The organism is Alkalimonas delamerensis (genome assembly GCF_030717955.1).
In the GTDB taxonomy this organism is placed as follows: domain Bacteria; phylum Pseudomonadota; class Gammaproteobacteria; order Enterobacterales; family Alteromonadaceae; genus Alkalimonas; species Alkalimonas delamerensis.
This window is the reverse complement of the sequence record NZ_JAUZVY010000004.1, coordinates 60269-84762: the sequence shown is the minus strand read 5'-3', so window position 1 is coordinate 84762 and position 24494 is coordinate 60269. Positions and strand designations below refer to the sequence as shown.

Sequence of the window (24494 nt, the reverse complement as noted above, 5' to 3'; positions counted from 1 at the left end):
CGTAAGTCTGGCACCGATTTTGTATGGATGCTGGTATTCAATCTGGCAGCAAAGGCATCCTTGTGAAAAACTGGTTAATTCCCCTGATGGTACTGACATTGCTGGCCTGCAGCCATGCTGAACTGCGGCAACAAAGTGCCGTCTCCGAGGCAAAACCCCGCCTGGACCCGGTGTTGTTTTATACCGAGCGGCTGGCCGAGCAGTTGCTGGCGGACTTGCCTGTGCTGCCACATGGCAGCATGACGGCGGTGACCTTTACCGACAGCGCTACCTTGCAACCGGACAATACCAATGTCCGCTTGCGTCATCTTGGCTTGCAGTTGCAGGAAAGCATGCTCACCGTTGCCAGTCAGCTGGGCTTTCAGGTAACGGAGTTTCGTGCCGGTCAGGCTTTGCAACTGCATGCGCAGCACGACAGTCTGCTGACCCGGCAGCTTTCAGAGCTGGCCAATCAACAATCGGTCCGTTACGTCATTGCCGGCACCCTGTCGCAGCATGAAGATTTTACTATAGTTAATGCACGCTTGGTCGATACAGAAACCAATAGGGTGCTTGCCGCTGCTGCCGATCAAATACCAACCGCCGTACTGGGTTCAGCAGAGCAGGTGCAATTGCGCCAGGGCAGGATGTACCGGATTTCGCACTAGAGCCAGATCGGCAGCAAGGCGCCGATGATGGCGTAAGCGTTTTTTCCGATTGAAGCGACTTGATTTTAAGGTGGAACTTTATGCGCAGTATCAGGCAAACAGCGATGCTAGGACTGGTGGCAGCCATGGTGCTCACTGGGTGCGCATCGCAGCAAAAGTGGCAGGAGTACCGCGAGCACAGCCTGCAGGCGGCTCCGGCACCGGCTCAGACCGAAACCGACGTTGGCTATTATCAGAGTTTGGTGCATCAGCAGGCCAATTACAGCAGCAACCGGCGCGCTGAAGCGCGGCTGCAACAACGCTATCAGGGTGAGCAGCGGATGCCGCTGAATCATTATGTGCAAGGCATGATGCATGACTTGATCGCCGTGATGGATCCGGGCATGGCCGATGCTATTTTTGCAGTCACCAGCTTTGTCTATCTGGATGGCCCTTACGATGAGACTGATTTGCTGGGCAATCAGCTGGCTGAAAGCTTTATGCACGAAGTGCATCAGTTTGGCTTAACCCAAATCGATTTTAAAACCACCGACTTTATTCGGGTGACGCCACAAGGGGACTTTGTTTTTAGTCGGGACTTTCTGGAACTGCGGGAAGAACAGCCCATTGAGTATGTGCTGGGGGGCACCTTAGTGCGGCACCAGTCCGGTGTGATGGTCAATGCCCGTCTGGTTGGCATCGACTCCAAGCGGGTGCTGGCAGTGGCGCAAGGCTTTATTCCTCAACCGGTGATCGCCGGTTTGCAGCCCTCCGAGCGGCCGCAGCAGGTTCGCTTGATTCAAGGAGCGGACTAATGCGCTTGTTGCTGTTGCTGATGCCTTTACTACTCGGTGCGTGCAGTCATTGGGCGTCCTGCTATGGCGAGCAGTGTCAGGCAGAGCAGCTGACTGAACTGCCGGAGCCTACTACCTGGTACCGGCAGCCATCTTCCGCTGTACAGCCGGAAGCTGAGCAGTATCTGATGCCCAACTGGCCGCAAAGCCAGAAGCGATTGCAGCACTATGCCGAGCAGTTGGCGTATCAGTTGGTGCAAACTGAGGCCCTGCAGCAGCAGCGGGTTGCCATCAGCAGCTTTGTGGAGCTGGATGAAACCTTGAGCAAGAGCAGTCCACTGGGCAATCAACTGGCAGAGCTGCTGCGTACCTTGTTGCCACAGCATGGCGTTCAGGTGGTCGAGCACAAACTGACCAGCAACTTTCATGTCGGGCCGCATGGCGATTTTGCCTTGTCGCGGGACACCCGCTTACTGGCCCGGCAGTTGCCGATGGATGCCATTCTCACCGGCACGCTGATCACCACGGAGCGCGGCATGGAAATTCAGGCCAGGGTGGTGCAGCTGGACTCCCAAACCATCAGCAGCAGTGCCAGTGGCTTTATTCCTCATCTGGTGCTCAATCAAATTCGCCCATAAATCAAGCCTTTCGGTCTGGATGTATTTTCTGCTAGAATCCTGCGCTGTTGCCCTATAGTTAAATGGATATAACGGCCCCCTCCTAAGGGGCAGTTGCAGGTTCGATTCCTGCTGGGGCAGCCATTAATTGTTGCCTTCTTTATTCAAGTGTCTCTTGTCGGTAATACCTGACCATCCCACCTCAAAATTTTTTTTGAAGCCAGCTGCTGGGCTGGTGCGTACCTTGATTGCACGAAAAAGCACCGGTCAAATTCAGCTCGGTGGTGGTTAGTGAATTGAAGTTGGGTCATTGTTGGTATTTACAGCTATAGTGGTAAGCATAGTCACGCGTATCTGGAAAACCGGTGGTGCTTCAGATACATTAATGCCATGATTTTAAATCGGTAACTGCAGTTGCATTCATACCCAAGTCGGATTTTATTGCTGCTTTTGGCCGTATTGGTCTGTGGCCTGGTTTTTTGGTCAACCATCGGGCATGCGGTCCAGTTGCATGCGGCCAAGGTGGAGCTGCCAGAGACTATGCCTGCGGTTGTCTATGGGGTGACGCAGGATCAGCAAAACTTTCAATGGCTGGCTGCGGAGTTTGATGGTTTGCTGCGCTTTGATGGTCAGCAGTACCTGCGCTTTGCACCGCCTGCGCTCAGTCAGAGTGCGAGCTACAGCCAAGTTATCAGCGATTCGCAAAACCAACTTTGGGTTGGCACCTGGGGTAGCGGGCTGTGGCGGCTGGATGAGCTGCGTAAAAACTGGCAGCAAGTCACAGCACTCCCTGAGGATGCGCAGATCCAGTCGTTGCATCTAAGCTCGACTGAGGTACTGTGGATTGGTACCACCCATGGTCTCTATCAATTAGCCTCTGGTAGCATGCATGCGGAGCCATTTCAGCCTTTAGCGGGGCAGCGGATCTGGCATTTGGCAGAGCAGGGCAATGGCACTTTGTGGGTTGCGACATCAAATGGTTTGTATCAGTTGTTCCCGGCAGCAGTTGAAAAAAGTGACTGGTTGCAGCACGAAGTGTTTAACCAGCAAGAGATCCGAACTGTTGAAGTAAGCGATCAGTTGTTGCTCGTTGGCCTGCGGGCACACTTGGCGTTGTTGGATATCAGTAAGCCGGAGAGTCTGCAACTCTTTGGCTTTGGTAACCCGAATACAATTCTTGCTGAATCAGCAGGCAGCTGGTTGGTTGGCTCCATCGACGGTATGTTCAGGGTGTGGTTAGCAGGCTCCGAACTGCAAAGTGAATTGCTGCTTCCAGCCATTGATGTCAGGCACATCTTGCGTGATAAGTTTGGCCAGATCTGGTTAGGCAGCCGTAATAGTGGGCTTTTGCCGCTGATGCCCTCACCGATGCGTGCGGTTAAGCCCGACCTAAGTGCATTTATTAGCTCAGACAAACCGCGTCGTCTGGGGCCGTCTTCTTTAACTTCCACCCGCTGGCAGGCCTTGGAGCAAACCTTGCTGCAACTCAAAAATGGTCAATGGCATGAACTCATGTTTATGGCTGAATATCCGGTGGCTTATGTCAGGGATGTGGTGGAGTTTGGCCCGCATACGCTGGCATCCACAGACAAAGGCCTGTTCAGGCTGAATGATAGGCGCCACTTTGTGCCGGTACCTCTTAACATTACTCTCAACCGTTTGAACATTGAACGGATGGCCATCTCTGCCGATGGCGCTTTATGGCTTGGGCTATGGGAGGAGGGAGTAATTCGAATCCCCGCCGAAGCTGCTACACAGCACATCATGGATTGGCAAGCTGTGCAGCTTCAGCCTGGTGGCAAGGCACAGGATGGTATTGTTGATATCCAGATCGATGCGCGGCAACGACTGTGGTTATTGAGCCGTCAAGGCAGATTGTATCTGGGGGAGCAGGAAAGCATGACCTTAGTCTGGCAACCGGACAGTGTGCTGGCCACAGGCTACTTTCAGTGCATGCTGGCTGAGAAGGATGTGCTCTGGCTCTGTAGTGACCGTGGTTTAATCCGACTGAGTCAGGATCTAACCGAAGCAAAGGTGCTGGGCCAAGCCGAAGGTTTGCCAGACCAACGGGTGATTGGCATTACCCGAACCGACCATTTTATTTGGGTGTTAACCCGTAATGGCGTGTTGAGTTTCAAACCCGATGGCACCCAGCTGCATCTGATGGCTGGGCGGCGAGGCCTGGACTTTAACCGTGTTCAGCTTAAGGGGCTTCGTGCATTGTCGGGTGACAAGGTGCAGCTAGCGACCAGCACAGGTATTTGGCAGCTAAGTCAAGATGATATGACCCCGGTGCCTGACAACCTGCAGTTGCATCTGACCAGCATGCGATTGAACCGACAGCTGTTTAGTCTTACTCAAAGCAGTGGCAGCATTCAATTGCCAAAGAGCGTTGATGAGCTGCAGCTGCAATTTCAATTACTGACTTTCCAGCCTCATCTTCGTGTGCAGTACTTTTTTCGTTGGCAAGGGCAGCAGGAGTGGAATGCTTTGGGGCAGGATGCACTTTTGACTCTTAGCCAGCTTGCTCCTGGCACACATCGGCTGGAAATTATGGCCAGAGCCGGTGGTCAAGAGGTCAGAACTGAGCCATTGGTATTGCATGTTCCAATTCCTTTCTGGCAGCGTCCAGCTGGTATAGCCTTGCTGGGTGTACTCAGTGCCATGCTGCTGTTTGGTCTACACCGCTTGCATACCAGGCGATTGGAACAAAGAGCAGCAGCGCTTGACCTGGTTGTCGCGCAGCGCACTGCCGAGCTGGAACAGGTCAATCGGCAGCTTAAGTTGCAATCGAATACCGATAGCCTGACCGGTTTGCTGAACAGGCGGGCTTTGTACGCCGCTGCGGCACTGTTACAAGCACAGCGATGCAGAACAACATCACCGCTCACGCTGGTGTTGATGGACATCGATCATTTCAAACAAATCAATGATTGCCACGGTCATCATATCGGTGATGCGGCACTAAAAACTTTTGCTTCTTTTTTGAAGAAACGGCTTCGCGGTCAGGACCTGATTGCGCGTTGGGGAGGGGAGGAGTTTTTGTTGTTAATGCCGCAAACAGATCTGCAGCAAGCTGCTCACCTTATGGAGGAGCTGCGTGTTGGCATGCAACAGTTGAATGTACCGGAGCTAACGACACCACTCAGTGCCACTTTTGGCATCAGTCCGGTAGCAACCCAGGCTGACGCCTTAGAGCAAGCGGTGAAAGCAGCGGATATGGCCTTGTATCAGGGTAAGGCTCTTGGCCGCGATCGGATCGTGCTGGCATCCCAGGCTGAGCCATCAAAGCATTAAATGAGCGTGGTATTGGTTTGATACCAGACAGGCAATTCAGCTAAGCTGTTGCTTCCCGCTGCAACACTGGTAATCAGCAGCAACAACGAGCTCAGCACTGAGCCTGGCTTTTACAGGGAATTTGCGTTGACAAAGAATCTCACTCCTGGTTTTGTGGTGGCGCACAGTCATCGTCTGGAAGACTTAACCGCAGTGGCGGTGCAGTTTATGGCCAGCTATCCGCTAGCGCCACTGGAACAAGAAACCGTGCTGGTGCAAAGCAATGGCATTGCCCAGTGGCTGAAAATACACCTGGCTCAATCGCAAGGCATTGCCGCCATGCTGGATGTGACCTTGCCGGCGCGTTTTGTGTGGAAAGCCTACCGCACCATCCTGGGTGATGACATTCCGAAAACCTCGCCATTTGATAAAGACCGCCTGAGCTGGCGCATCATGCGGTTGTTGCCCAGTTTGATTGCTCAGCATCAAGATGCAGACAGTCAGGCATTTCGGGTGCTGGAGAACTATTTAGCAACCACAGGAAGCGGCGCTTCCGGGTTTGCTGACGAGTTCAATGAACGCAAACTTTTTCAGTTAAGTGCCCGCATTGCCGACTTGTTCGATCAGTATCAGAACTACCGGGCCGATTGGCTCGAGCACTGGGCTGATGGCCGTGCCATCTTAAGCTCTGAAACCGAGCCGGTTTCCTCGGATAGTCGTTGGCAGCCACTATTATGGCAAGCTCTGGTGCAGGACATTGGTGCCGATTTAGTTTGGACCAACCGAGCGGAGCTGCACCGGCGCTTTGTTGCCAAAGCCAAAACCTTGACGGCGCCACCTGCCGGGCTGCCCAGGCGGCTGGTCATTTTTGGTATTTCGTCACTGCCGCAGCAAACGCTCGAAGTGCTGGATGCGCTGAAAGGCTGCATGCAAATTGTGCTTTGCGTGCACAACCCCTGCCAACACTATTGGGCCAATATTGTCGATGGCAAAGAAGCGCTAAAAGAAGTACTGAAGCAGGCAAGCAACAAGCGGCATCCTGTAAAGCCAGGTATGCCTGAGGAGACACCGGACGATGTGCTGCATTTGCATGCGCATCCGCTGTTGGCCAGTTGGGGCAAACAGGGCAGGGACTACATTCATCTGCTGGACTTGTACGATGAAACCCTGGAAAAGCAGGGCGCATTTGACGCCATGAAGTTCGAAATTTTCGACGAAGCACCGGTGCACAACAGGCTGCAGCAGCTGCAAAACGATGTGCTGCATTTGCGTCCGGTGCAGGAAACCAGAACGCGATGGCAGGTCGACGCTGCATCCGGCCAGCCTGATTGCTCGATTCAGTTTCATAGTTGCCACAGCATTCAGCGTGAAGTCGAAGTCCTGCACGATCAACTGCTTGCTGCCTTTGAGCGTGACGCGAGTCTTGAGCCGCGCGATGTTATGGTGATGGTGCCTGACGTCAACGCTTATGCCCCGCACATTGATGCAGTCTTCGGCCGGCTGGACGACCATCGCCGTATTCCATACAGCATCGCCGATCAGGGACAACGCCATGTGCAGCCGCTGATGGTGGCTTTGGAGCAACTGCTGACCATTGAGCAATCACGGCTGAGCCAGGCCGATGTGTTGTCCCTGCTAGGTGTTCCGTCGATTCAACAGGCATTCGACTTGTCCGAACAAGAGGTGTTGCAACTGCGGCAATGGCTGGACGAAGCTGGCGCCCGCTGGGGCCTTTGCGCTCAGCATCGAGCCCAGTTTGATATGCCCGAACAGGAGCTGACCAACAGCTGGTGGTTTGCATTAGAGCGCATGGTGTTCGGCTACGCCATGGGCCGACCGACGGACGATGCCCAAGAGCGCTGGCACGCCATTGAGCCCTACCATGAGGTGGCGGGCCTTTCTGCCGATGCTGCCGGAAAGCTTGGGCTTTTTATCCAGCTGCTGAACCAGTGGTGGACTTTTGCCAGCGAAGAGCACGCCCTGACCGAATGGGCCTCTGCCGCCGAGACGCTGTTGGCGCAGGTATTTAAACCGGCCAGTGACTCGGATTTAACGCTTATGGGGCATTTGAATGCGCAGCTTGTCGAGCTGCTGGTCGTGGTGGAAGAAAGCGGTTTTCAGGCACCGCTAACACTGGCCACCTTCAAGGAAAGTTGGCTGGGAGGCATTGATCAGCCCAGTTTAAACCAGCGTTTTTTAGCCGGTTCGGTCAATTTTGCGACCCTGATGCCGATGCGTGCGATTCCTTTTAAGCAGATTTACCTGCTCGGCATGAGCGATGACGCTTACCCACGTCGTCAATCGGCCATCGACTTTGATCTGATGCGCCATCAATACCGACCCGGGGATCGCTCGCGTCGCGATGACGATCGTTATCTGTTTTTAGAGGCCTTGTTGTCAGCGCGCGAGAAGTTTTCTATCAGCTGGGTAGGGCGCAGTGCTCAGGATGGCAGCGAGTGGCCGCCGTCAGTGCTGGTGGCGCAATTGCGTGATCATCTGGTCAAGGGCTGGTGCCCGGCTGGAGTGGCGCCGCAAGACTTTCTGGCCGCTTTGACAACCGAGCACAAACTGCAGCCTTTTCACCCGGACTACATGACAGCCGGCACCGGTCTCTTTACCTATGCCCGCGAGTGGCAAGCTGCGCGCGCCCCAAGTGTCAGCGAAACCGAGCCTCAACAGCTGCCCCCCTGGACCGCAGAGCACGATCAGCGTTTGCAGCTGAATCTGCGCACTTTGGTCAATTTTCTGCGGGAACCGGCACAGCCTTTTTTCAACCAGCGCCTTGGCACCTACTTTGGCAGCAACGAGCTGCAAACCCGGGACAGCGAAACCTTTGCACTGGATAGCCTTAAGCGCTGGCAGCTTAGCAGCGAACTGTTGCAAAGCGGCATTGCCCAGCTGTGTGCGCAGTTAAAAGCGGGCACTTTTGAGGTGCTGGACGATTTGCAGCCTTTGCAGCCTGCTTTTGTCGCAATCTTTGCCCGGATGGAGCGTGAAGGGGCTCTGGGGGTCCGCACCATCAGCGAAGGGATCCAGCAACAAGCGCTGGAGCGTGTCAGCGCGCCCTTGCTGGAGCTGTCAACGCAATTGGCCGGCTGGCAGCCGATTGCCGATGAAGCGGTGCTTTATGAGTTTCGAACAGCAACAGCCATGCCGATGATGATTGAAGAGCGTGCCACTCAATTGTTTAGCAATGCGGCCGGTGAGGTGTTGCAGTTGGTGGTGACCGCCAGCAAACCCGAGGCGAAACATCGATTTTTGCCCTACCTAAAGCACTTGCTGCTCAGTGCGGTTCGCAGACAAAATCCGCGGTTGGGGGTTGTGACCACCATGGCGTTGTACCGCAAAGACAAGGATAAAGCCGAGTTGCACCGTCTGCCTCCGGTTAGCTCAGATCAGGCGAAAGTGGTACTTGAACAGTTGCTGGCAGCTTATGCCCAGTCGTTGTCGCACCCATCCGCTGTGGTGGGTGAATTGGCGGTTAGCTGGCTCGACACTTACTGGAAGGCGTTAAATGGCAACTTGACCTTGGCCCGGAAAAAACTGCCAGCCTTTGACGCGGATGGTGCAAGCCTTGAGGCAACAGAGCGACTGCTCAATGCGTTGGATGGCCAGGATGAACTGGCTCAGAGTTACCCCTACGCAGCCCGGGTCGAGCCGGATTTTTCGCTGTTGCCAAATGACAGCGCCTTTGTGGCCGCAGTGCAAACTCTATACGCCCCGATGACTCGATTGGAGCAGGGTCTGGCTCTGTGCTGCGAGCTGCCAGCCCTTGAGCAGGACGACAGCCAGGGAGGTGCGCCATGAGTACGGCAGCCAATCTGTTGACCAACCCGCTGGACTTTCCGCTGCGCGGCAGCCGCTTGATTGAGGCCAGTGCCGGCACTGGAAAAACCTACACCATTGCCGCCTTGTATCTGCGCCTGGTGCTGCAACATGGCGGCCCTGAGTTGTGTTTTCCCCGGGAGCTGTTGCCAAAAGACATTCTGGTGATGACCTTTACCCGGGCCGCTACCGCTGAGCTTTCGGATCGGATCCGAGCCCGGTTAAGTGAAGCGGCGAGCTACTTTCGGGACCATGGGGCGAGCGCCGGGGATGCCTTTTTGCAGAACCTCAAAGCCGATTACCTGCAAGCTGGCTGCAGCGATGCTGAGCTGAGTCGGCTGGCCCGGCGTTTAGAGCTGGCCGCCGAGTCGATGGACGAGTCGGCAGTGCACACCATCAATGGCTGGTGTCAGAAAATGCTGACCGAGCATGCCTTTGCCAGTGGCAGCTTGTTCGAACAAGAGGTCAACACCGACGAAGATGCCCTCAAACTCGCTGCCGCCGAAGATTATTTTCGTCGCTTTATCTACCGCTTGGAGCCTGAGCTGGTCAACGACATCATCGCTCTGGTCGAAACCCCGGAGCAGCTGGTCAAAAAAATAGGCCGGGCGCCGGAAGGCGAGTTGCTGGCAAGCCGGGATTACCAGCCGTTAGCAGCAACGCGTCAGCAAGCGCGCGCCAAAGCCGAAGCTGAGATACAACCGCTAAAAGCCCGTTATCGCACTGCTTCGGAGCTGTTGGATGCCATTTTGCAATTACCAGACAGCGGCAACAAAGGCCGAAAAGCGGCAGCGCAGGCGCTGACTCACTGGCTGAGTACGGACGCCATTGCCATTGCCATTGAGAAAAGTTCAGATGCTAAATACTTACAGTACGATGAGCTAGTCAAAAAATTCAAAACCAAGCTGCCAGACAGTGCCGTGGTGTTTCAGGATTTTGCCGCCGATGTCGAGCGGAGCAATGCCATCGCAAAACAGGCCGACTCGGCCTTGCTGCAGCATGCCAGTGGCTATATTTATGCCCGCTTTCAGGAGCTGAAACAGCAAGCTGCCATCATGGGCTTCGACGACATGCTGACCCGGCTGCGCGATGCCTTGCGGGGGCCCAATGGCCTGTTTTTAGCGCAATGCATCCGTGAACAGTACCCGGTGGCGCTGGTGGACGAGTTTCAGGACACCGATCCGGTGCAGTATGAAATTTTCGATACCATTTATCGGGTAAAGCGCAATGATGCAGAGACTGGTATCTTCCTGATTGGCGATCCTAAGCAAGCCATTTACAGCTTTCGTAACGCCGATATTTTTACCTACCTAAAAGCCCGCCAAGCCACCGAGGGAAGGCATTACAATCTGGCGACAAACTTCCGCTCCAGTGAACCCATGGTGGCGGCGGTCAATGCGCTGTTTCGTCGTGCCGATGACAACAGCCGCCGCGGGGCTTTTTTGTACAAAGACGACATTCCCTTTGTCGAAGTTGCCGCCAATGGCCGAAATAAGGTGTTCAAAGGGCTGGATGGCACCGAAACTGCCGCGCTGCACTGGCATCTGGCCCCAGAGCCTGCGGCCAATAAAGAGGCCTACCAAAAACCAGCAGCCCGCTACCATGCCAACCTGATTGCCCAGCTGTTAAACAGCGATAAAGCAGGTTTTTATCAAGGGGATGCTCGTACTGCGGTGGCTCCGAAAGATATTGCGGTGCTGGTGGCCAATGCCAAAGAAGCGCGACTGATCCGGTCCGAGCTTAGCAAACGTGGGATCCGAAGTGTCTATCTGTCGGAAAGTGACTCTGTCTATGCGCAGCCGGTCGCCAACGATTTGCTGGCGCTGGTGCAGGCCTGCGCGCAGCCGCGGGATCCAAGCCGGGTGCGGCGTGCGCTGGCAACGCCGTTATTGGCCGAGCCGCTGGCCCGTCTGATTGACTATCAGGAAAACGAGTTGGTGTGGGAGGGCGCGGTCGAGCGCTTTATGGGCTACCACGAACTGTGGCAGCGTTTTGGCATTTTGGCGGCGCTGCAAGGTTTATTGCATGATTTTCAGGTGCCGGCGCGGTTGCTGGCCGATGCGCGCCAGGGGGAGCGTCAATTAGCGGACGCCCTGCATATCTGTGAATTGCTGCAGCAAGAGAGCATCAAGCATGAGGGCATCGCCAGCCTGGAAGCGTACTTTGCGCAGCAGGTTCAGGAATACCGCATTGCGGCTGGCCCGGATGGCAGCAGTGGCAAGCGCACCAACAGCGAAGCCTTGCAATTGCGCCTTGAAAGCGACGAAGCACTGGTGAAAGTGATTACCTACCACAAGTCGAAAGGCTTGCAGTACCCTTTGGTGTTTATGCCTTTTGCTGCTTATACCGTGGAGCAAAAATATCGGTTAAGTGAGCACCGGTTCCCGCAGCGCTACCATGTGCTGAACTCCCAAGGAGAGCGGGTTAAAAAAGTTGCCTGGAGTGCCGGTGACGAAGAGGCAAAGTCCTGCATTCTTCGGGAGATGCTGGCAGAGGATGTGCGTAAAATGTACGTGGCTTTAACCCGGGCCGAATTTGCTACCTTTGTTACCTTGCAGGCGCTGGGCGATCCAGAGCACAACCCGCTGTTTTATCTGTTGTATGGCGATGAACGCATCAGCAACAAGCAAAGCGATGTGCTGGAAAAAGCGCGCCAGCGTTGGCAGCCCGCTGGCGTACTTCATACCGAGGTTTCTTTGATGCAAGAGACCGAGTTGGTGCAACTGAAGCTTGGCGTGTGGTCCCTGGAGTCACTTTCCGCCCGCGTATTTAGCGGGGATTTTAAGGCGCGCTACTGGTCGGTCAGCAGCTACAGTGCGCTCAGTTACGGCTCTGAGATGCTGACACCCGATAGCCCGCTGCAGATGAACACCCTTGAGGGAGCACGGGATGATGCTGTGCCAGCGGTGGTGGCTGATGATCATGCTGTACCAGCCGGGTTCGAACAGGCATCAGACAAGGTGATTCGTACAGAAAACGGCGCTGGCCGCATTCATCATTTGCCCAAAGGAGCAGGGCCGGGTACCTTTTTGCACACTTTGCTGGAAGAGGTGGCTGAACTTGGTTTTGCCGAGGTTGCGCAAAACCCAGAGGTACGAGCGAGCATGCTGGATAAAGCCTGTCAAAGTCCGTTTTGGCAAGAGCACCGTGCCACGCTCGATAGCTGGCTGCAGCAGTTTTTGCAGCTTCGTTTTGAGTTGCCAGGCGCAGCGGAGTCTTCAGGCGGCAGTGTTGCGCTGGCTGGTTTGACCAGCTACAAAGCCGAGCCTGAGTTTTGGTTTGAAACCCGCCAGGTCAGCACCACACGGCTGGACGCGCTGATAGCCCAGCACATTCAGCCGGCGTATCCGCGGCCGAAGCTGGACGCGACCCGACTGAACGGCATGCTCAAAGGCTTTATTGACCTGGTGTTCGAGTACCACGGCAAATACTACGTGGCGGACTACAAGTCGAACTGGTTGGGGGAGCACGACACCGATTACAGCCTTGACGCCATGCGCAGCAAAATTCTGGCCAGCCGCTACGATTTGCAGTACGTACTCTACACCCTGGCGCTGCACAAATTACTCAAAGCCAGACTGGGCGAGGCCTATTGCTACGATCGCCATGTCGGTGGCGCCGTCTATTTGTTTTTGCGCGGCCATCATGCCGACAGCCGTGGTGCTTTTATTGACCGACCACCTCGGCAGCTGATTGAAGCCCTGGAAAACGAGTTCCTGGCACAAGGAGAAGCCCATGCCTGAAGCCAGCCGCTTGTTCGCAGCCAAAAACACCATCGAACTTTGGCAACAGCAAGGACTGTTGCGCGCCATCGACGCTCAGCTTGGCAGTTTGTTGCAAGGTGCAGGCACTCTGGAGCCCATCGCGGCCCTGGGTGCTTTGGTGTCCTATCAGGTTGGTCGCGGTCATACCTGTTTGTCCTTGCCGCAGCTTTTGCGCGATCCGGTGAAAACCCTGGGAATCGATGACAGCAGCTCTGAGTTTGAGACGCAGTTTCGTGATTTGATGCCCGATCTGGCGCAGTTGGTGGCAGCGCTTAACCGCTGTGATTCGGTGCTTTGTGTTGCAGGTGCCGATGCAGTCGATGCCTTGCAACCTTTGGTCTGGGATCCGCAGCGTCAGCTGTTGTATTTGCGCCGTTATTGGCAGTACGAGCAGCGCATTGCCACATGGCTTGGCGACCGGACCGCACAACTGCAACAGGCTGGTCCTGCCGAGCCGCTTCGCGCTGTTATCGCGCAGCTGATTGCGCCGAAAAACGATGCCATCAGCTGGCAACGTTTGGCCTGTGCCAATGCCGCGAAACAGCACTTCAGTGTCATTACCGGCGGTCCTGGTACCGGCAAAACTTATACGGTGGTGCGGGTATTGGCGACCTTGCTGTCCTTTCATGAGCACTTGCGGATCGCGCTGGCCGCGCCAACCGGAAAAGCGGCGGCCCGGATGGAAGAGTCGGTTAATGCGGCCTTAGCCGATACCGATAACCCGGCGCTGTTGCGGGTGAAATCGGCGCTTAGCCGCAAGGCCTCCACCTTGCATCGCCTGTTGGGATCGCAGCGCAACAGCCGTTATTTCCGCCATAACAGTGCCATGCCACTGCCTTTTGATGTGGTGGTGGTGGACGAGGCATCGATGATCGATACCGAAATGTTCGATGCGCTGCTCGATGCAATTGGATCGCACACCCGGTTGATTTTGCTCGGCGATAAAGATCAACTGGCTCCGGTGGAAGCCGGTTCCATTTTGGCGTCCTTATGCCAGGGCGCCAAATATCGCCATTACTCAGCGGCGCATCGACAGTGGCTGATGGCTGCCAGTGGTGAAACCCTCCCAGAGCCAGCTGCCTCCGTTGCGCCAGGGTTGCACGATCACATTGTGATGCTGGAAGGCTCCGAGCGCTTTCAGGGCGCCATTGCCGATCTGGCACTGGCTGTGAATGCCTGCGATGTCGACGCGGCCAATCAGGCGTTAACCAAGATCAGGCTGCTGCCTGCACCTTCACTTGCGGTTGTGGCAGGCCAATCCATGCCAGCCCTGGCAGCCGACCCGAAAGCCAGCGCATTTTGGCGTGAACTTGCCAGCGGCTTTGCAAGCTTTATAGCGCTGTGCAATCAAGGGGAAGTCGGGGAGGAAGAAGCCATCAATGCCTGGGCGGCCAGGGTGTTGTCGACCTATGCCGATTACCAGCTGCTGACTGCCCTTCGATCCGGCCCCTGGGGCCAGCAGCAGTTGAACCGGATGATGGAGCAGCTGCTGCGTTCAGGCTCAGCCAGCGGAAGTGGTGCCTGGTACCACGGTCGGCCGGTGATGGTTACCAGCAACGACTACAGCCTGAATTTAAACAATGGCGATATCGGCATTGTGCTGAAGCATCCCAGTGATCAACGGCTGCGGGTGGTATTCCCGGCACCTGTCACCGAGGCCAATCCCGCCGGCGTTCGCTGGATTTTACCCAGCCGGCTGGATGCGGTGGAAACCGTCTATGCGATGACGGTGCACAAATCTCAGGGTTCGGAGTTTCGCCATGCGGTGATGATCTTACCCGACCGTGATTCGCCGGTTCTCTCTAAGGAACTGATTTACACCGGCATTACCCGGGCCAAGCAACAACTGAGCCTGGTGATCCCCAATACTGCGGTCTGGCAGACGGCGTTAACCCGTCGGGTTGAGCGGTTGGGTGGTTTGTTTGTAGCCAGTGAGGAACAGGAGCTCTGACAAAGCAGGCCCCGGTAGCGGGCGAAGCCACCGGGGAAGAGTAGACGCTATGCTGAGCGGAGTTAGCGCTGTGTGGCCGCTTTCATCTGCTGCACAAAGCGGGTTAATTCCTGCAGCAGTTGCTCGGGTTGATGGTGAAAGGTTTCAATGCGTTTGACAATGGCGGAGCCAGAAATGGCACCGGCAGCGCCGCTGTCCAGCGCAGCTTTGACATGCTCTGGTTCTGAGATGCCAAACCCTAGCAAGGTTGGCGCAGCATGGTACTCGGCCAGCTTATCGATCAAATGATGCGCCGGACTGGCCGCCTGGGTTTCGGTGCCGGTAACACCGGCCCGGCTTAGCAAGTAGGTGTAACCACGGCCATAGGATGCGACCTGACGCAAGGTGTCGTCGTCGCAGTTGGGCGGCACAATGAAAATCGGTGCCACGCCATGCTGCATCGCTGCCTGCCTGAAGCGCTTGCTCTCGTGCAGCGGCACATCGGCAATCAGCACCGAGTCGACGCCGGCGGCAGCGGCTTGCTGGTAAAACCCATCAATGCCTTTGGCCATCACCAGATTGCTGTACAGCAGCAAGCCGATGGGTAAATCCGGGTAACTGGCCCGGATCTCACTGATAAGCTGCAGTGCCTGACCTGGAGTGACACCGGCTTGCAGCGCCCGGATATTGGCGCCCTGAATGGTCGGGCCATCGGCCACCGGATCGGAAAAGGGTATGCCAAGCTCGAGCGCATCGGCACCACCGGCAATCAGGGCTTCAATAATCTGTCGGGACAAGGCTATGGACGGGTCCCCCAGGGTAACAAAAGGAACAAAAGCCCCTTGCTGTTGCTGCTCAAGGCGCTGAAACATCTGCTGGTAACGACTCATGCCTCGGTCTCCTGCGACGATTGTGGGTTTAAAATGCTGTGGACATGGGCCAGATCTTTGTCGCCCCGGCCCGATAAGTTGACCAGCAGGATTTGTTCTTGCTCGGCCTCGGCCGCCAACTTCAGTGCATAGGCCAGCGCGTGCGAGCTTTCCAGCGCGGGAATAATGCCTTCGTGCTTGGCCAGCAGTTGAAAGGCTGCCAGGGCTTCATCGTCGTTGATGGCGACATAACTGGCGCGGCCACTTTGCTGCAAATGGGTATGCTGGGGGCCAACCGCCGGGTAATCCAAACCGGCTGAAACCGAATAGGACTCTTCAATCTGACCATCCGGGGTTTGCATAATGGCGGTGTAGGCACCGTGCAGGATGCCATAACTGCCGGTGCTCAGCGCCGCACCGTGCTGATGGCTGCTGAGCCCCAGGCCGCCGGGTTCGACGCCAATCAGCTGCACGCCGGTCTCGTCGATAAAGTCGGCGAACATGCCGATGGCGTTGGAGCCTCCGCCGACACAGGCAATCACGGCATCCGGCAAGCGGCCTTCTTCTTGCAGCAGCTGGGCCTTGGCTTCTTCGCCTATCATGCGCTGAAACTCACGCACCAGCGTCGGGAAGGGGTGTGGGCCGGCGGCGGTTCCCAGCAGATAGTGGCTCTTTTCGTAGGTGGCAGACCAGTCGCGCATGGCTTCATTAACCGCATCTTTTAATGTGCCAGAGCCTGAGGTGACCGGGATCACGGTTGCCCCCATCAGCTTCATCCGAAACACATTGGGTTGCTGGCGCTCAATGTCTTTGGCACCCATGTAAATACGGCACTTCAGGCCCAGCAAGGCACAGGCCAGGGCCGTGGCCACGCCGTGCTGGCCGGCGCCGGTTTCGGCAATGATGTCGTTCTTGCCCATCCGCTTGGCCAGCAAGGCCTGGCCCAGTACCTGATTGGTTTTATGGGCGCCGCCATGCAGCAAGTCTTCCCGTTTTAAGTAAATTTTGACCTTGGGGTTGGGAGAAATATTGCGGCACAGGGTCAGTGGGGTAGGCCGGCCGGCATAGCTGGTCAGCAAATGCTGAAATTCGGCATGAAAGGCCGGATCGTCCTGGGCTTCAATAAAAGCCTGTTCCAGTTGCTTTAAGGCCGGTACCAGCAGTTCTGGCACGAACATGCCGCCATAGTCGCCGAAATAGGCAGATATACTACGCTTTGTCATAAGAAAACTCTCGGATCCGGTTAAAAGTAATGGTTAATTTGTGCTGATCTTTGATGCCAGGCGCCTGCTCAATGCCGGAGTTGATATCCAGCCCGGCTACCGGCAGCTTCAGTGCGGCGACCACATTGTCTGGGTTCAGACCGCCAGCCAGCATCACTGGCACGCAGGTGTCCAATGTGTCCAGCAACTGCCAGTTAAAAGCCTGGCCGGTCCCGCCGGCAGTGCCAGCCTGGTAGGTATCCAGCAGCAGACGATCGGCTTTGCTGGTAAAGTTGGGCAGGCTGTCACCAATCCGGTAGGCGCGCCAAATCTCGGTGCCTGCCGGTAGCAAGGGTTTCAGTTGGTCGATATAGGCATCGTCTTCCTGACCATGCAGCTGCACAGCCGCAAGCTCGAGTGCCTTAGCGATGCTGGCTACCTCGCTGGGCGCGGCATTAACAAAGACGCCGACAAACTGCAAGACGCCCGCGCTGGGCAAGGACGTAGCAGCTTGCGCCTTTGCGGCTGCGACCAGGTGCTGAGCCTGCTCCAGGCTGACTGCGCGAGGCGACTTGGGGTAGAAAATCAGACCGGCGTAGCAGGCACCGGCCTCTGCCACCGCCAACACATCTTCGGGCCGGGTCAGGCCACAGACTTTGTGCTCGCCACGGGTCAGGCGCTTGCAGGCCAGTGCCAAATCGGCTTGCGCCATTAAAGAGCTGCCGACCAAAAAGGCGTCGGCCACTTCGCTAAGCTGCCGCACCTGCTGATTGGTGTAAATGCCGGATTCAGAGACCACGGTGGTTTCGGGCGGAATAAAGCCGCGCAGGGTCACGCTGGTGGTCAGGTCGGTCGATAAATCGCGCAGGTTGCGGTTGTTAATGCCAATCAGCCGGGCACCGAGTGCGACGGCTCGCTGGGTTTCCTCGACAGTGCTGACCTCGGTCAGCACCGTCATGGCCAGCGCATCGGCCACCTGGTGCAGTGCCTGGTACTCGTCATCGTTTAATACCGACAACATCAGCAGCACCGCATCGGCGCCATGCCGCCGGCCCAGGTACATTTGGTAGGGGTCGATGATGAAGTCTTTGTGCAGCAGCGGCTGGTCCACCAGAGCCCGCATCTGGCTCAGGTTGTGGTAACTGCCCTGGAAAAATTCGCTGTCGGTCAGCACTGAAATGCAGTCGGCGTAGCGGCCATAGACTGCGGACAATTCACTTAAATCGAAGTTTGGCCGAATCAGTCCTTTGGATGGCGAGGCTTTTTTGCACTCCAGAATAAAGCGCGGACCAGGCTGCTGCAGTGCTTTTAGAAAATCACGCTCGCTGGGTTTGACCTCGGCCAGGAAGCTATCCAGTGGTCGCTCCGCTTTTTGCCGGGCGACTTCCAGACGCTTGGCATCGATGATTTTGCTGAGAATATCAGCCATTGGACAACTCCTTCATTCGTTGCAGGCGTTGATAGCCCTGGTCGCCTTGCAGCAGCTGTTTAATATGGGCCACGTTGTCTTTTAGATCGCTATGTTGGCCACAAATAACCATCATGGCAGCGACATTGGCGGCAATAGCATCCTGATGCGCCGGCAGGCCTTTGCCCTGCAAAATAGCCAGACTGGCGGCGGCGTTTTCTGCCGGGCTGCCGCCGGCCAGTTCGCTTAAAGCGCGCTCTTTCAGGCCAAAATCCGCCGGGGTTAATTGAAATTGGCGGATGTTGCCATCGTCCAGCTCGGTGACCTCTGTCGGGCCGTGCAGCGCAATCTCATCGCAGCCGCTGCCATGCACCACCCAGGCCCGGCGCACACCCAGTTGCGCCAGAGCCTCGGCCATGACCGGACCCAGGGCAGCATCGTAGACGCCCAGCAGCTGATATCCGGGGGAGGCCGGGTTGAGCAAAGGGCCCAGCACATTGAATAGGGTTCGGGTTTTAAGTTGCTGTCGTACTGGCATTGCATGCCGGATGCCGGCATGGTAAAGCGGGGCGAATAAAAAGGCGCAGCCGGCTTGCTGCAAACTGGTTGCCGCCTGTTGCGGCGACAGTTGAATGTTGACGCCCAGACTTTCCAGCAAATCGGCAGAGCCGGACTTGCTGGAGACACTGCGATTGCCGTGTTTGGCGACCGACAGCCCGGCTGCGGCAGCAACAATGGCGGCAGTGGTGGAGATATTGATGGTGTTGCTGCCATCACCACCGGTGCCGCAGCAATCAATGCTGTCGCTGGCAACGATCGGAAAAGGCGTGGCGGCCTGGCGCAGCGCCTGAGCCGCGCCGGAAACTTCTGCGGCATCAATGCCCTGTAACTTGCCGGCCACCAGCACCGCCGTTAATTCGATGGGGTCAACCTGGCCGTCTACCACAGCACGAAAAAACTGCCGGGCTTCTTGCTGGTCAAAGCGACCGCCGTTTAAACGTTTTTGCACCAGTTCAGTGATCATACAGGGCTCCTTGACAGCAAATAATCCAGACTTTGTTTTAACAGCGGCTTGCCCAGCGTGGTCAGAATTGACTCCGGGTGAAACTGAAAGCCAAGTACCGGCAACGCTTGGTGGGCAATGGCCATCGGCATCGTGCCCAGTGCCGCAATGACACTCAGACACGCAGGCACTTCAGTGGCGATCAGCGAGTGGTAACGGGCCACCGAGAAGCTGCGTGGCAAGTCAGCAAAGACCGGGTGCTCCGTCAAAGCGATGGCCGAGGTTTTGCCATGCACGGTTTCACCGGCCTGACCGACGCGGCCACCAAAGTGCTCCACCAGGGCTTGATGGCCAAGGCAAATGCCCAGCATCGGGAACAGCCCTTCGGCCAGCCGTATCAGCTCTGGCATTGAACCAGCCTGGGCTGGCGCGCCTGGGCCGGGCGACAGCACCAGAGCGGTTGGGCCTTGCTCTTGCTGCATTTGTTGCAGAATAAAGGCCGCGGGCACGGTGTTGCGGTAAAGTTTCAATTGATACCCCAGCTGTTCAAATTCGTCGACCAGATTGTAGGTAAAGGAGTCTATGTTATCGAGCATGTACAAGGTGGTCATGGCGCCTCCTGAGTGCTGGCGGTTTGAATGGCGCGGATCACCGCTTGGGCTTTGCTGCGGGTTTCATCGGCTTCGGCCTGGGGATCGGAGTCGAATACCACACCCGCACCGGCCTGAATCGAGGCCACACCGTCTTTGACAAAGGCCGAGCGGATCACGATGCAGCTGTCAAAACTGCCATCGCCTTGCAGGTAACCGACCGCGCCGCCATAGCTGCCGCGGCGTTTTTGCTCCACCAGGCGAATCAGCTCGGCGGCTTTGACTTTCGGCGCGCCGACCAGGGTACCCATGTTCATGCAGGCCTGATAGGCGTGCAGTGCATCCAGCTCCGGTTTTAAGGTGCCGATCACCCGAGAGACCAGATGCATCACGTAGGAATAGCGATCCACCTTCAGCAGCTCCTTGACGAAACGACTGCCCGGCACCGAGATGCGGGCAACATCGTTGCGGGCCAAGTCCACCAGCATCAGATGTTCGGCTTTTTCTTTTTCGTCCTGGCGCAGCTCCAGTTCAATCCGGCTGTCCAGATCGGCATCGATGCTGCCATCGGCATGAAAACCACGGCGTCTGGTGCCGGCGATCGGGTAGATTTCCACCTGGCGGTTGCTGGCGTCGAATTTCAGCGCCGACTCAGGGGAAGCACCAAAGAGACTGAAGCCTCTGTCCTGCATAAAAAACATATAAGGGCTGGGGTTTAGTTGCTTTAAGCGGGCATAGGCGGCCAGCGGTTCGGGGCAGGGCAGACGAAAACAACGCGATGGCACCACCTGGAAGATGTCGCCACAGACAATGTGTTGTTTTAATCGCTGCACCTGGGCTTTAAAATCTTCATCGCTGATATCCACGGCCACGCTGCTGTCACTGGCGGGCTGCTTTGTGGGGCGAAAACTGTGCTTTTGCAGGCTTTTTTGTTTCAGCTGTTCCAGCCGCTTGCCGATGGCAAAGCAATTGGCTGCTGCGCCTTCACCGCAGAATACATTGCCAATCAGCCGACTGCTCTGTGCCTGATGATCGGTAATCAGCAGGGTCTCGGCCAGATAAAACAGGTAATCCGGGCAGCAATTGTCGCCATCCGGCACCTCTGGCAGGGTTTCGACGGTGGCAATCATGTCATAGCCAATGGCACCGCCCAGGAAAATGGCAAAAGGCTCATCGCTTTGATTGTTCAGCTGCGATTGAATGCATCGCAGCACACTAAAAGGATTGGCCAGCTGCAAACGGCTGACCTCATCCAGCAGCGGATCGGCAGCCGGATACTGCACCTTCAACCGCTCGCTGCTGAGCTCGATTTGGGCTTGCTGCTGCAGTTTATCCGCCAGATAGGGCAGCAAGGTTGCGCCATTGGCGCTCAAGGCTTCGAGTTCCACCTGCTGGCCACGGCATTCAATGCGCAGCGCCGCATCAATCAACAGCAGGCTTTTCAGATTGTCCTTGCTGTCAATTTCAGCCGACTCCAGCAGCAGGGAGCAGGGGTTGGCCGCTGCCAGTTGCTGGTAACACACCAGCGGATCAGGCTGGTAGTCCATTGCCATGGCAATGCTGGCAACTTCACCGGCTTGTTCTGTTATGTGACTGAAAATCATAATACTCTCTGCATCTTAAAGCGCTCTGCCTCTGAAAGGCTCTGAATTTGAAGCAAAAAAAAGCCCGTTTCATCGAAACGGGCTGAGGTTATTAAAGCTAAAACAACGCCTACAACACACGCCCGTTGGGAGTGTGCCACCACCAGTTGATTGCAGTGAATGAACAGGCATTGAGAAGTTGCATTAGCTTTAATCACGTTCTTAATTATCGTTTGTGCTATAAAACCGCGATTTTCCATTCAGGTCAAGAGGCCGGATGAAAAAAATCGCAACAGTTCAAGCTGGCATTATAAACTGATAAATGTCTGGATGGCCATTATGAATTTGCACCAATGTTCAGATTCCATTCAGCGAGCAGCAACTAAGGTTCAATTTTTTACAATTGTATGGAAACTGTTGGTATGTCTGTGTTGTTTCGTTCACTTGTTTGGAGCAGTTGTCTGTTGCTGCCGCTGTCACTTGCAGCTGCTTCGTCCGACGCCAGCCCAACTGTGCCGGCACTGAGCCTACTTGCATCTAGCGACTCTACGCCGGGTTTTCAGGCCAGGGATGTGATTACCCCGTATTCACGTTATCGGGCAAGTCCCATCAAGAAGAAGCAACGTCTTCATGGGGTAGTGGGGGTGAGTGCCGATCTGTTGAATGATACCTTGCACCCGGGTGGCTATCTGGCGGCACAAGTCCGTTTTGCTGACTACTTTACCGAAATCGGTGTGCTTGGGCAGCGACTCCCACGAGCTGGCGCCGAGCTGCCGGATAAAACCCGGTACTTTATGACGGTGCGCTTTACCATGAATCAGCCCATAGGCCCTTACGCTATGATTGGCTTGAATCCATTGCAGTGGTTGGATGGTGTGGAGGACATGCGTCTTGATTTGCATGCCCAGGCCGGTCTGAGTTGGCAGAGCTCTGGCTCTTTGCTGCGGCTGGATGCCTATGGTGCCATGTACTCTTTTGAAAGTCGCAGGCCGTATGACCCAAGGGAATCCAGCTTTGATCGGGAGCGTAAAGGTGAGTTTGCTCGCAGCACCCAATGGGGGGCCGGACTTCGGCTTAGCCTGATGTTTTGAATCGTTATTGCCGCCAAAGTGTGCGGTATACCTAAGTAACCTCAAGATACAGAATTCAGCGGGAGATAAAAGCACTTTAGGCAAGGCGGCTGTTGGAAGCTTTGGTGGTTCCAAAGCAAGAACAGCGAACGCGGGATACAGTGCTTTTAGCCCCGCCCTACGGGAGCCGCTGGGCGCTTCCACTGCGGTGTTACCCTGGCGAGCAAGGTGGTCGACATTGCGTCGCCAGGGTGCCTTGCATTGAAAGCGCCCAGCGACTCTGAAACTCGCATCTTGAGGTTACTTAGGTATAATGTGAACTCAAGCAGGAGTTCGCATGAAAATCGATTTGCACAGCCATACCCGCCATTCCGACGGCTTATTAACGCCGGTCGAGCTGCTGCAGCGCGCCGAGTTGCGCGGGGTGGATGTGCTGGCCATTACCGATCACGATACGGTGGCGGCGATCCCGGAAGCGCGGGACTATCTGGCAGCTCATGGCAAAGGCCTGCAGCTGATCCCAGGTGTAGAAATCTCCAGCCGTTGGCACAGTTTTGAAATCCACCTGGTGGGGTTGAACATCGATGCCGATTGCCCGGTGTTGCAGCAACGTTTGCAGCAGCAACTGCATAAACGCACCGAGCGGGTTCAGGCCATTGCCGAGCGGTTAAGCCGGCGCTGTAAGTTGCCCGATGTTTTTCCAGAACTCGAAGCCATGGCCGATGGCGCTGCCCTAACCAGGGCTCATGTTGCTCGTTATCTGGTGCAGCAAGGCGTGGTGGATACCATGGGCAAAGCTTTTGATAAGTATCTGGGGCGAGGCAAGTCCTGTTATGTCGCGCCCAACTGGGTCGAGCTGGCGGAAGCCGTGGTCTGGATCCAGCAGGCAGGTGGCCAGGCCGTGCTGGCGCACCCACTGAAATACCAGCTTTCGGGCAAGTGGCTGCGTCGTTTGGTGGTGGATTTCGCCAGCGCCGGTGGCGATGCGATGGAAGTGGTGTCCCCTCAGCAGACACCGCAGCAGCGGGCAGAGCTTTGGGCTCTATGCCAGCAGTATGGCTTGTTGGCCTCGGTCGGCTCAGATTTTCATCAGCCAACGCCTTGGAATGAGCTGGGAAAAAATCTATATTTAACCGATGCCATGACGCCGGTCTGGGCCAACTGGTCTCTTGCCGGCCAACAGGCTTTGCCGCTTTCGTCGGAATGAGCCGAGGCTTAGCGAGCACAGCCTAATAAGCAGCTATACCTAAGTAACTTCAAGATGCTGAAACTCGCATCTTGAAGTTACTTAGGTATATAACCATAAGAAGAATCCCATGAGTCAGTTTTTCCATCTTCACCCCGATAATCCACAGCAACGCTTGCTTAAGCAAGCCGTGCAAATCATTCAGCGCGGTGGCGTGGTGGTGTATCCAACCGACAGTGGCTATGCCCTGGCCTGTCATTTGGGCGATAAAGCGGCCCATGATCGCATCCTGCGTATTCGGCAGATTGATGGCGATCACCACTTTACCCTGATGTGCCGTGACTTATCCGAATTGTCTTTGTTTGCCAAAGTCGACAACACCGCCTTTCGCTTGATTAAAAACAACACTCCCGGGGCCTATACGTTTATTCTAAAAGGCACCAAGGAAGTACCGCGGCGTTTTCTCAATGACAAAAAGAAAACCATTGGCCTGCGTATTCCGCAGAACCGCATTGCCCTGGCGTTGCTTGAAGAGCTTGGCGAGCCGTTAATGTCGACCAGTTTGTTGCTGCCTGGCCAGGAGTTTGCCGAGTCGGATCCGGAGGAAATGCGGTCTCAGCTGGAAAAGCAAGTGGACCTGATCCTGCACGGCGGCATCATTGCCGAGGCGCCGACTACCGTAGTTGACTTGTCCGATGGTGAGCCGGTCATCGTGCGGGAAGGCCTGGGCGACGTGCAGCCTTTTCGTTGA

At 55.9% G+C, this 24494-nt stretch carries 16 protein-coding genes and 1 tRNA gene; 11 read left to right on the top strand and 6 right to left on the bottom strand.

Annotated features, from left to right (window positions below):
• Nucleotides 1-62 precede the first annotated feature (62 nt).
• From Q3O59_RS10550 to recD, 8 genes are all read left to right on the top strand, one after another.
• Nucleotides 63-647, top strand: a complete 585-nt coding sequence (locus Q3O59_RS10550) for a FlgO family outer membrane protein (RefSeq protein WP_305945549.1) — start codon at nt 63-65, stop codon at nt 645-647.
• An 80-nt stretch (nt 648-727) separates the two neighbouring features.
• Nucleotides 728-1441, top strand: coding sequence for a FlgO family outer membrane protein (locus Q3O59_RS10545; RefSeq protein WP_305945548.1), 714 nt, complete (start codon nt 728-730; stop codon nt 1439-1441).
• Nucleotides 1441-2058, top strand: a complete 618-nt coding sequence (locus tag Q3O59_RS10540; protein WP_305945547.1) for a FlgO family outer membrane protein — start codon at nt 1441-1443, stop codon at nt 2056-2058. Before Q3O59_RS10545 ends, Q3O59_RS10540 begins: the two co-directional genes overlap by 1 nt.
• 48 nt (nt 2059-2106) lie before the next feature.
• Nucleotides 2107-2181: transfer RNA gene (locus tag Q3O59_RS10535), tRNA-Arg, on the top strand.
• Between the two features lie 270 nt (nt 2182-2451).
• Nucleotides 2452-5334, top strand: coding sequence for a ligand-binding sensor domain-containing diguanylate cyclase (locus tag Q3O59_RS10530; protein WP_305945546.1), 2883 nt, complete (start codon nt 2452-2454; stop codon nt 5332-5334).
• A gap of 126 nt (nt 5335-5460) precedes the next feature.
• On the top strand, nt 5461-9120 hold the full coding sequence (gene recC, locus Q3O59_RS10525; protein ID WP_305945545.1) for an exodeoxyribonuclease V subunit gamma: 3660 nt from the start codon (nt 5461-5463) through the stop codon (nt 9118-9120).
• Nucleotides 9117-12881, top strand: coding sequence for an exodeoxyribonuclease V subunit beta (gene recB, locus Q3O59_RS10520; protein ID WP_305945544.1), 3765 nt, complete (start codon nt 9117-9119; stop codon nt 12879-12881). Before recC ends, recB begins: the two co-directional genes overlap by 4 nt.
• Entirely contained in the window at nt 12874-14853 is a 1980-nt protein-coding gene (recD, locus tag Q3O59_RS10515; RefSeq protein WP_305945543.1) for an exodeoxyribonuclease V subunit alpha, read from the top strand. The genes recB and recD overlap by 8 nt, the downstream gene beginning before the upstream one ends.
• A gap of 62 nt (nt 14854-14915) precedes the next feature.
• Here the strand turns inward: recD and trpA are convergent, their stop codons facing one another.
• The 6 genes from trpA to Q3O59_RS10485 are packed head-to-tail and all read right to left on the bottom strand — an operon-like array spanning nt 14916 to nt 21508.
• Entirely contained in the window at nt 14916-15722 is an 807-nt protein-coding gene (trpA, locus tag Q3O59_RS10510) for a tryptophan synthase subunit alpha (RefSeq protein WP_305945542.1), read from the bottom strand.
• Entirely contained in the window at nt 15719-16924 is a 1206-nt protein-coding gene (gene trpB / locus Q3O59_RS10505) for a tryptophan synthase subunit beta (RefSeq protein WP_305945541.1), read from the bottom strand. The genes trpA and trpB overlap by 4 nt, the downstream gene beginning before the upstream one ends.
• Nucleotides 16911-18332, bottom strand: a complete 1422-nt coding sequence (gene trpCF / locus Q3O59_RS10500) for a bifunctional indole-3-glycerol-phosphate synthase TrpC/phosphoribosylanthranilate isomerase TrpF (RefSeq protein WP_305945540.1) — start codon at nt 18330-18332, stop codon at nt 16911-16913. Before trpCF ends, trpB begins: the two co-directional genes overlap by 14 nt.
• Nucleotides 18325-19335, bottom strand: coding sequence for an anthranilate phosphoribosyltransferase (gene trpD / locus Q3O59_RS10495; RefSeq protein WP_305945539.1), 1011 nt, complete (start codon nt 19333-19335; stop codon nt 18325-18327). Before trpD ends, trpCF begins: the two co-directional genes overlap by 8 nt.
• Nucleotides 19332-19925, bottom strand: coding sequence for an aminodeoxychorismate/anthranilate synthase component II (locus Q3O59_RS10490; protein ID WP_305945538.1), 594 nt, complete (start codon nt 19923-19925; stop codon nt 19332-19334). The genes trpD and Q3O59_RS10490 overlap by 4 nt, the downstream gene beginning before the upstream one ends.
• Nucleotides 19922-21508 (bottom strand): anthranilate synthase component 1, encoded by a 1587-nt coding sequence (locus tag Q3O59_RS10485; protein WP_305945537.1) that lies wholly within the window; start codon nt 21506-21508, stop codon nt 19922-19924. The genes Q3O59_RS10490 and Q3O59_RS10485 overlap by 4 nt, the downstream gene beginning before the upstream one ends.
• A gap of 401 nt (nt 21509-21909) precedes the next feature.
• On the opposite strand from Q3O59_RS10485, the gene Q3O59_RS10480 reads away from it, so the two are divergent.
• The 3 genes from Q3O59_RS10480 (at nt 21910) to Q3O59_RS10470 (ending at nt 24494) form a co-directional block, all read left to right on the top strand.
• On the top strand, nt 21910-22578 hold the full coding sequence (locus tag Q3O59_RS10480) for a hypothetical protein (RefSeq protein ID WP_305945536.1): 669 nt from the start codon (nt 21910-21912) through the stop codon (nt 22576-22578).
• A gap of 316 nt (nt 22579-22894) precedes the next feature.
• Nucleotides 22895-23764, top strand: a complete 870-nt coding sequence (locus Q3O59_RS10475; RefSeq protein WP_305945535.1) for a PHP domain-containing protein — start codon at nt 22895-22897, stop codon at nt 23762-23764.
• A 109-nt stretch (nt 23765-23873) separates the two neighbouring features.
• Nucleotides 23874-24494: an L-threonylcarbamoyladenylate synthase gene (locus Q3O59_RS10470; protein WP_305945534.1), complete on the top strand. Its 621-nt coding sequence runs from the start codon at nt 23874-23876 to the stop codon at nt 24492-24494.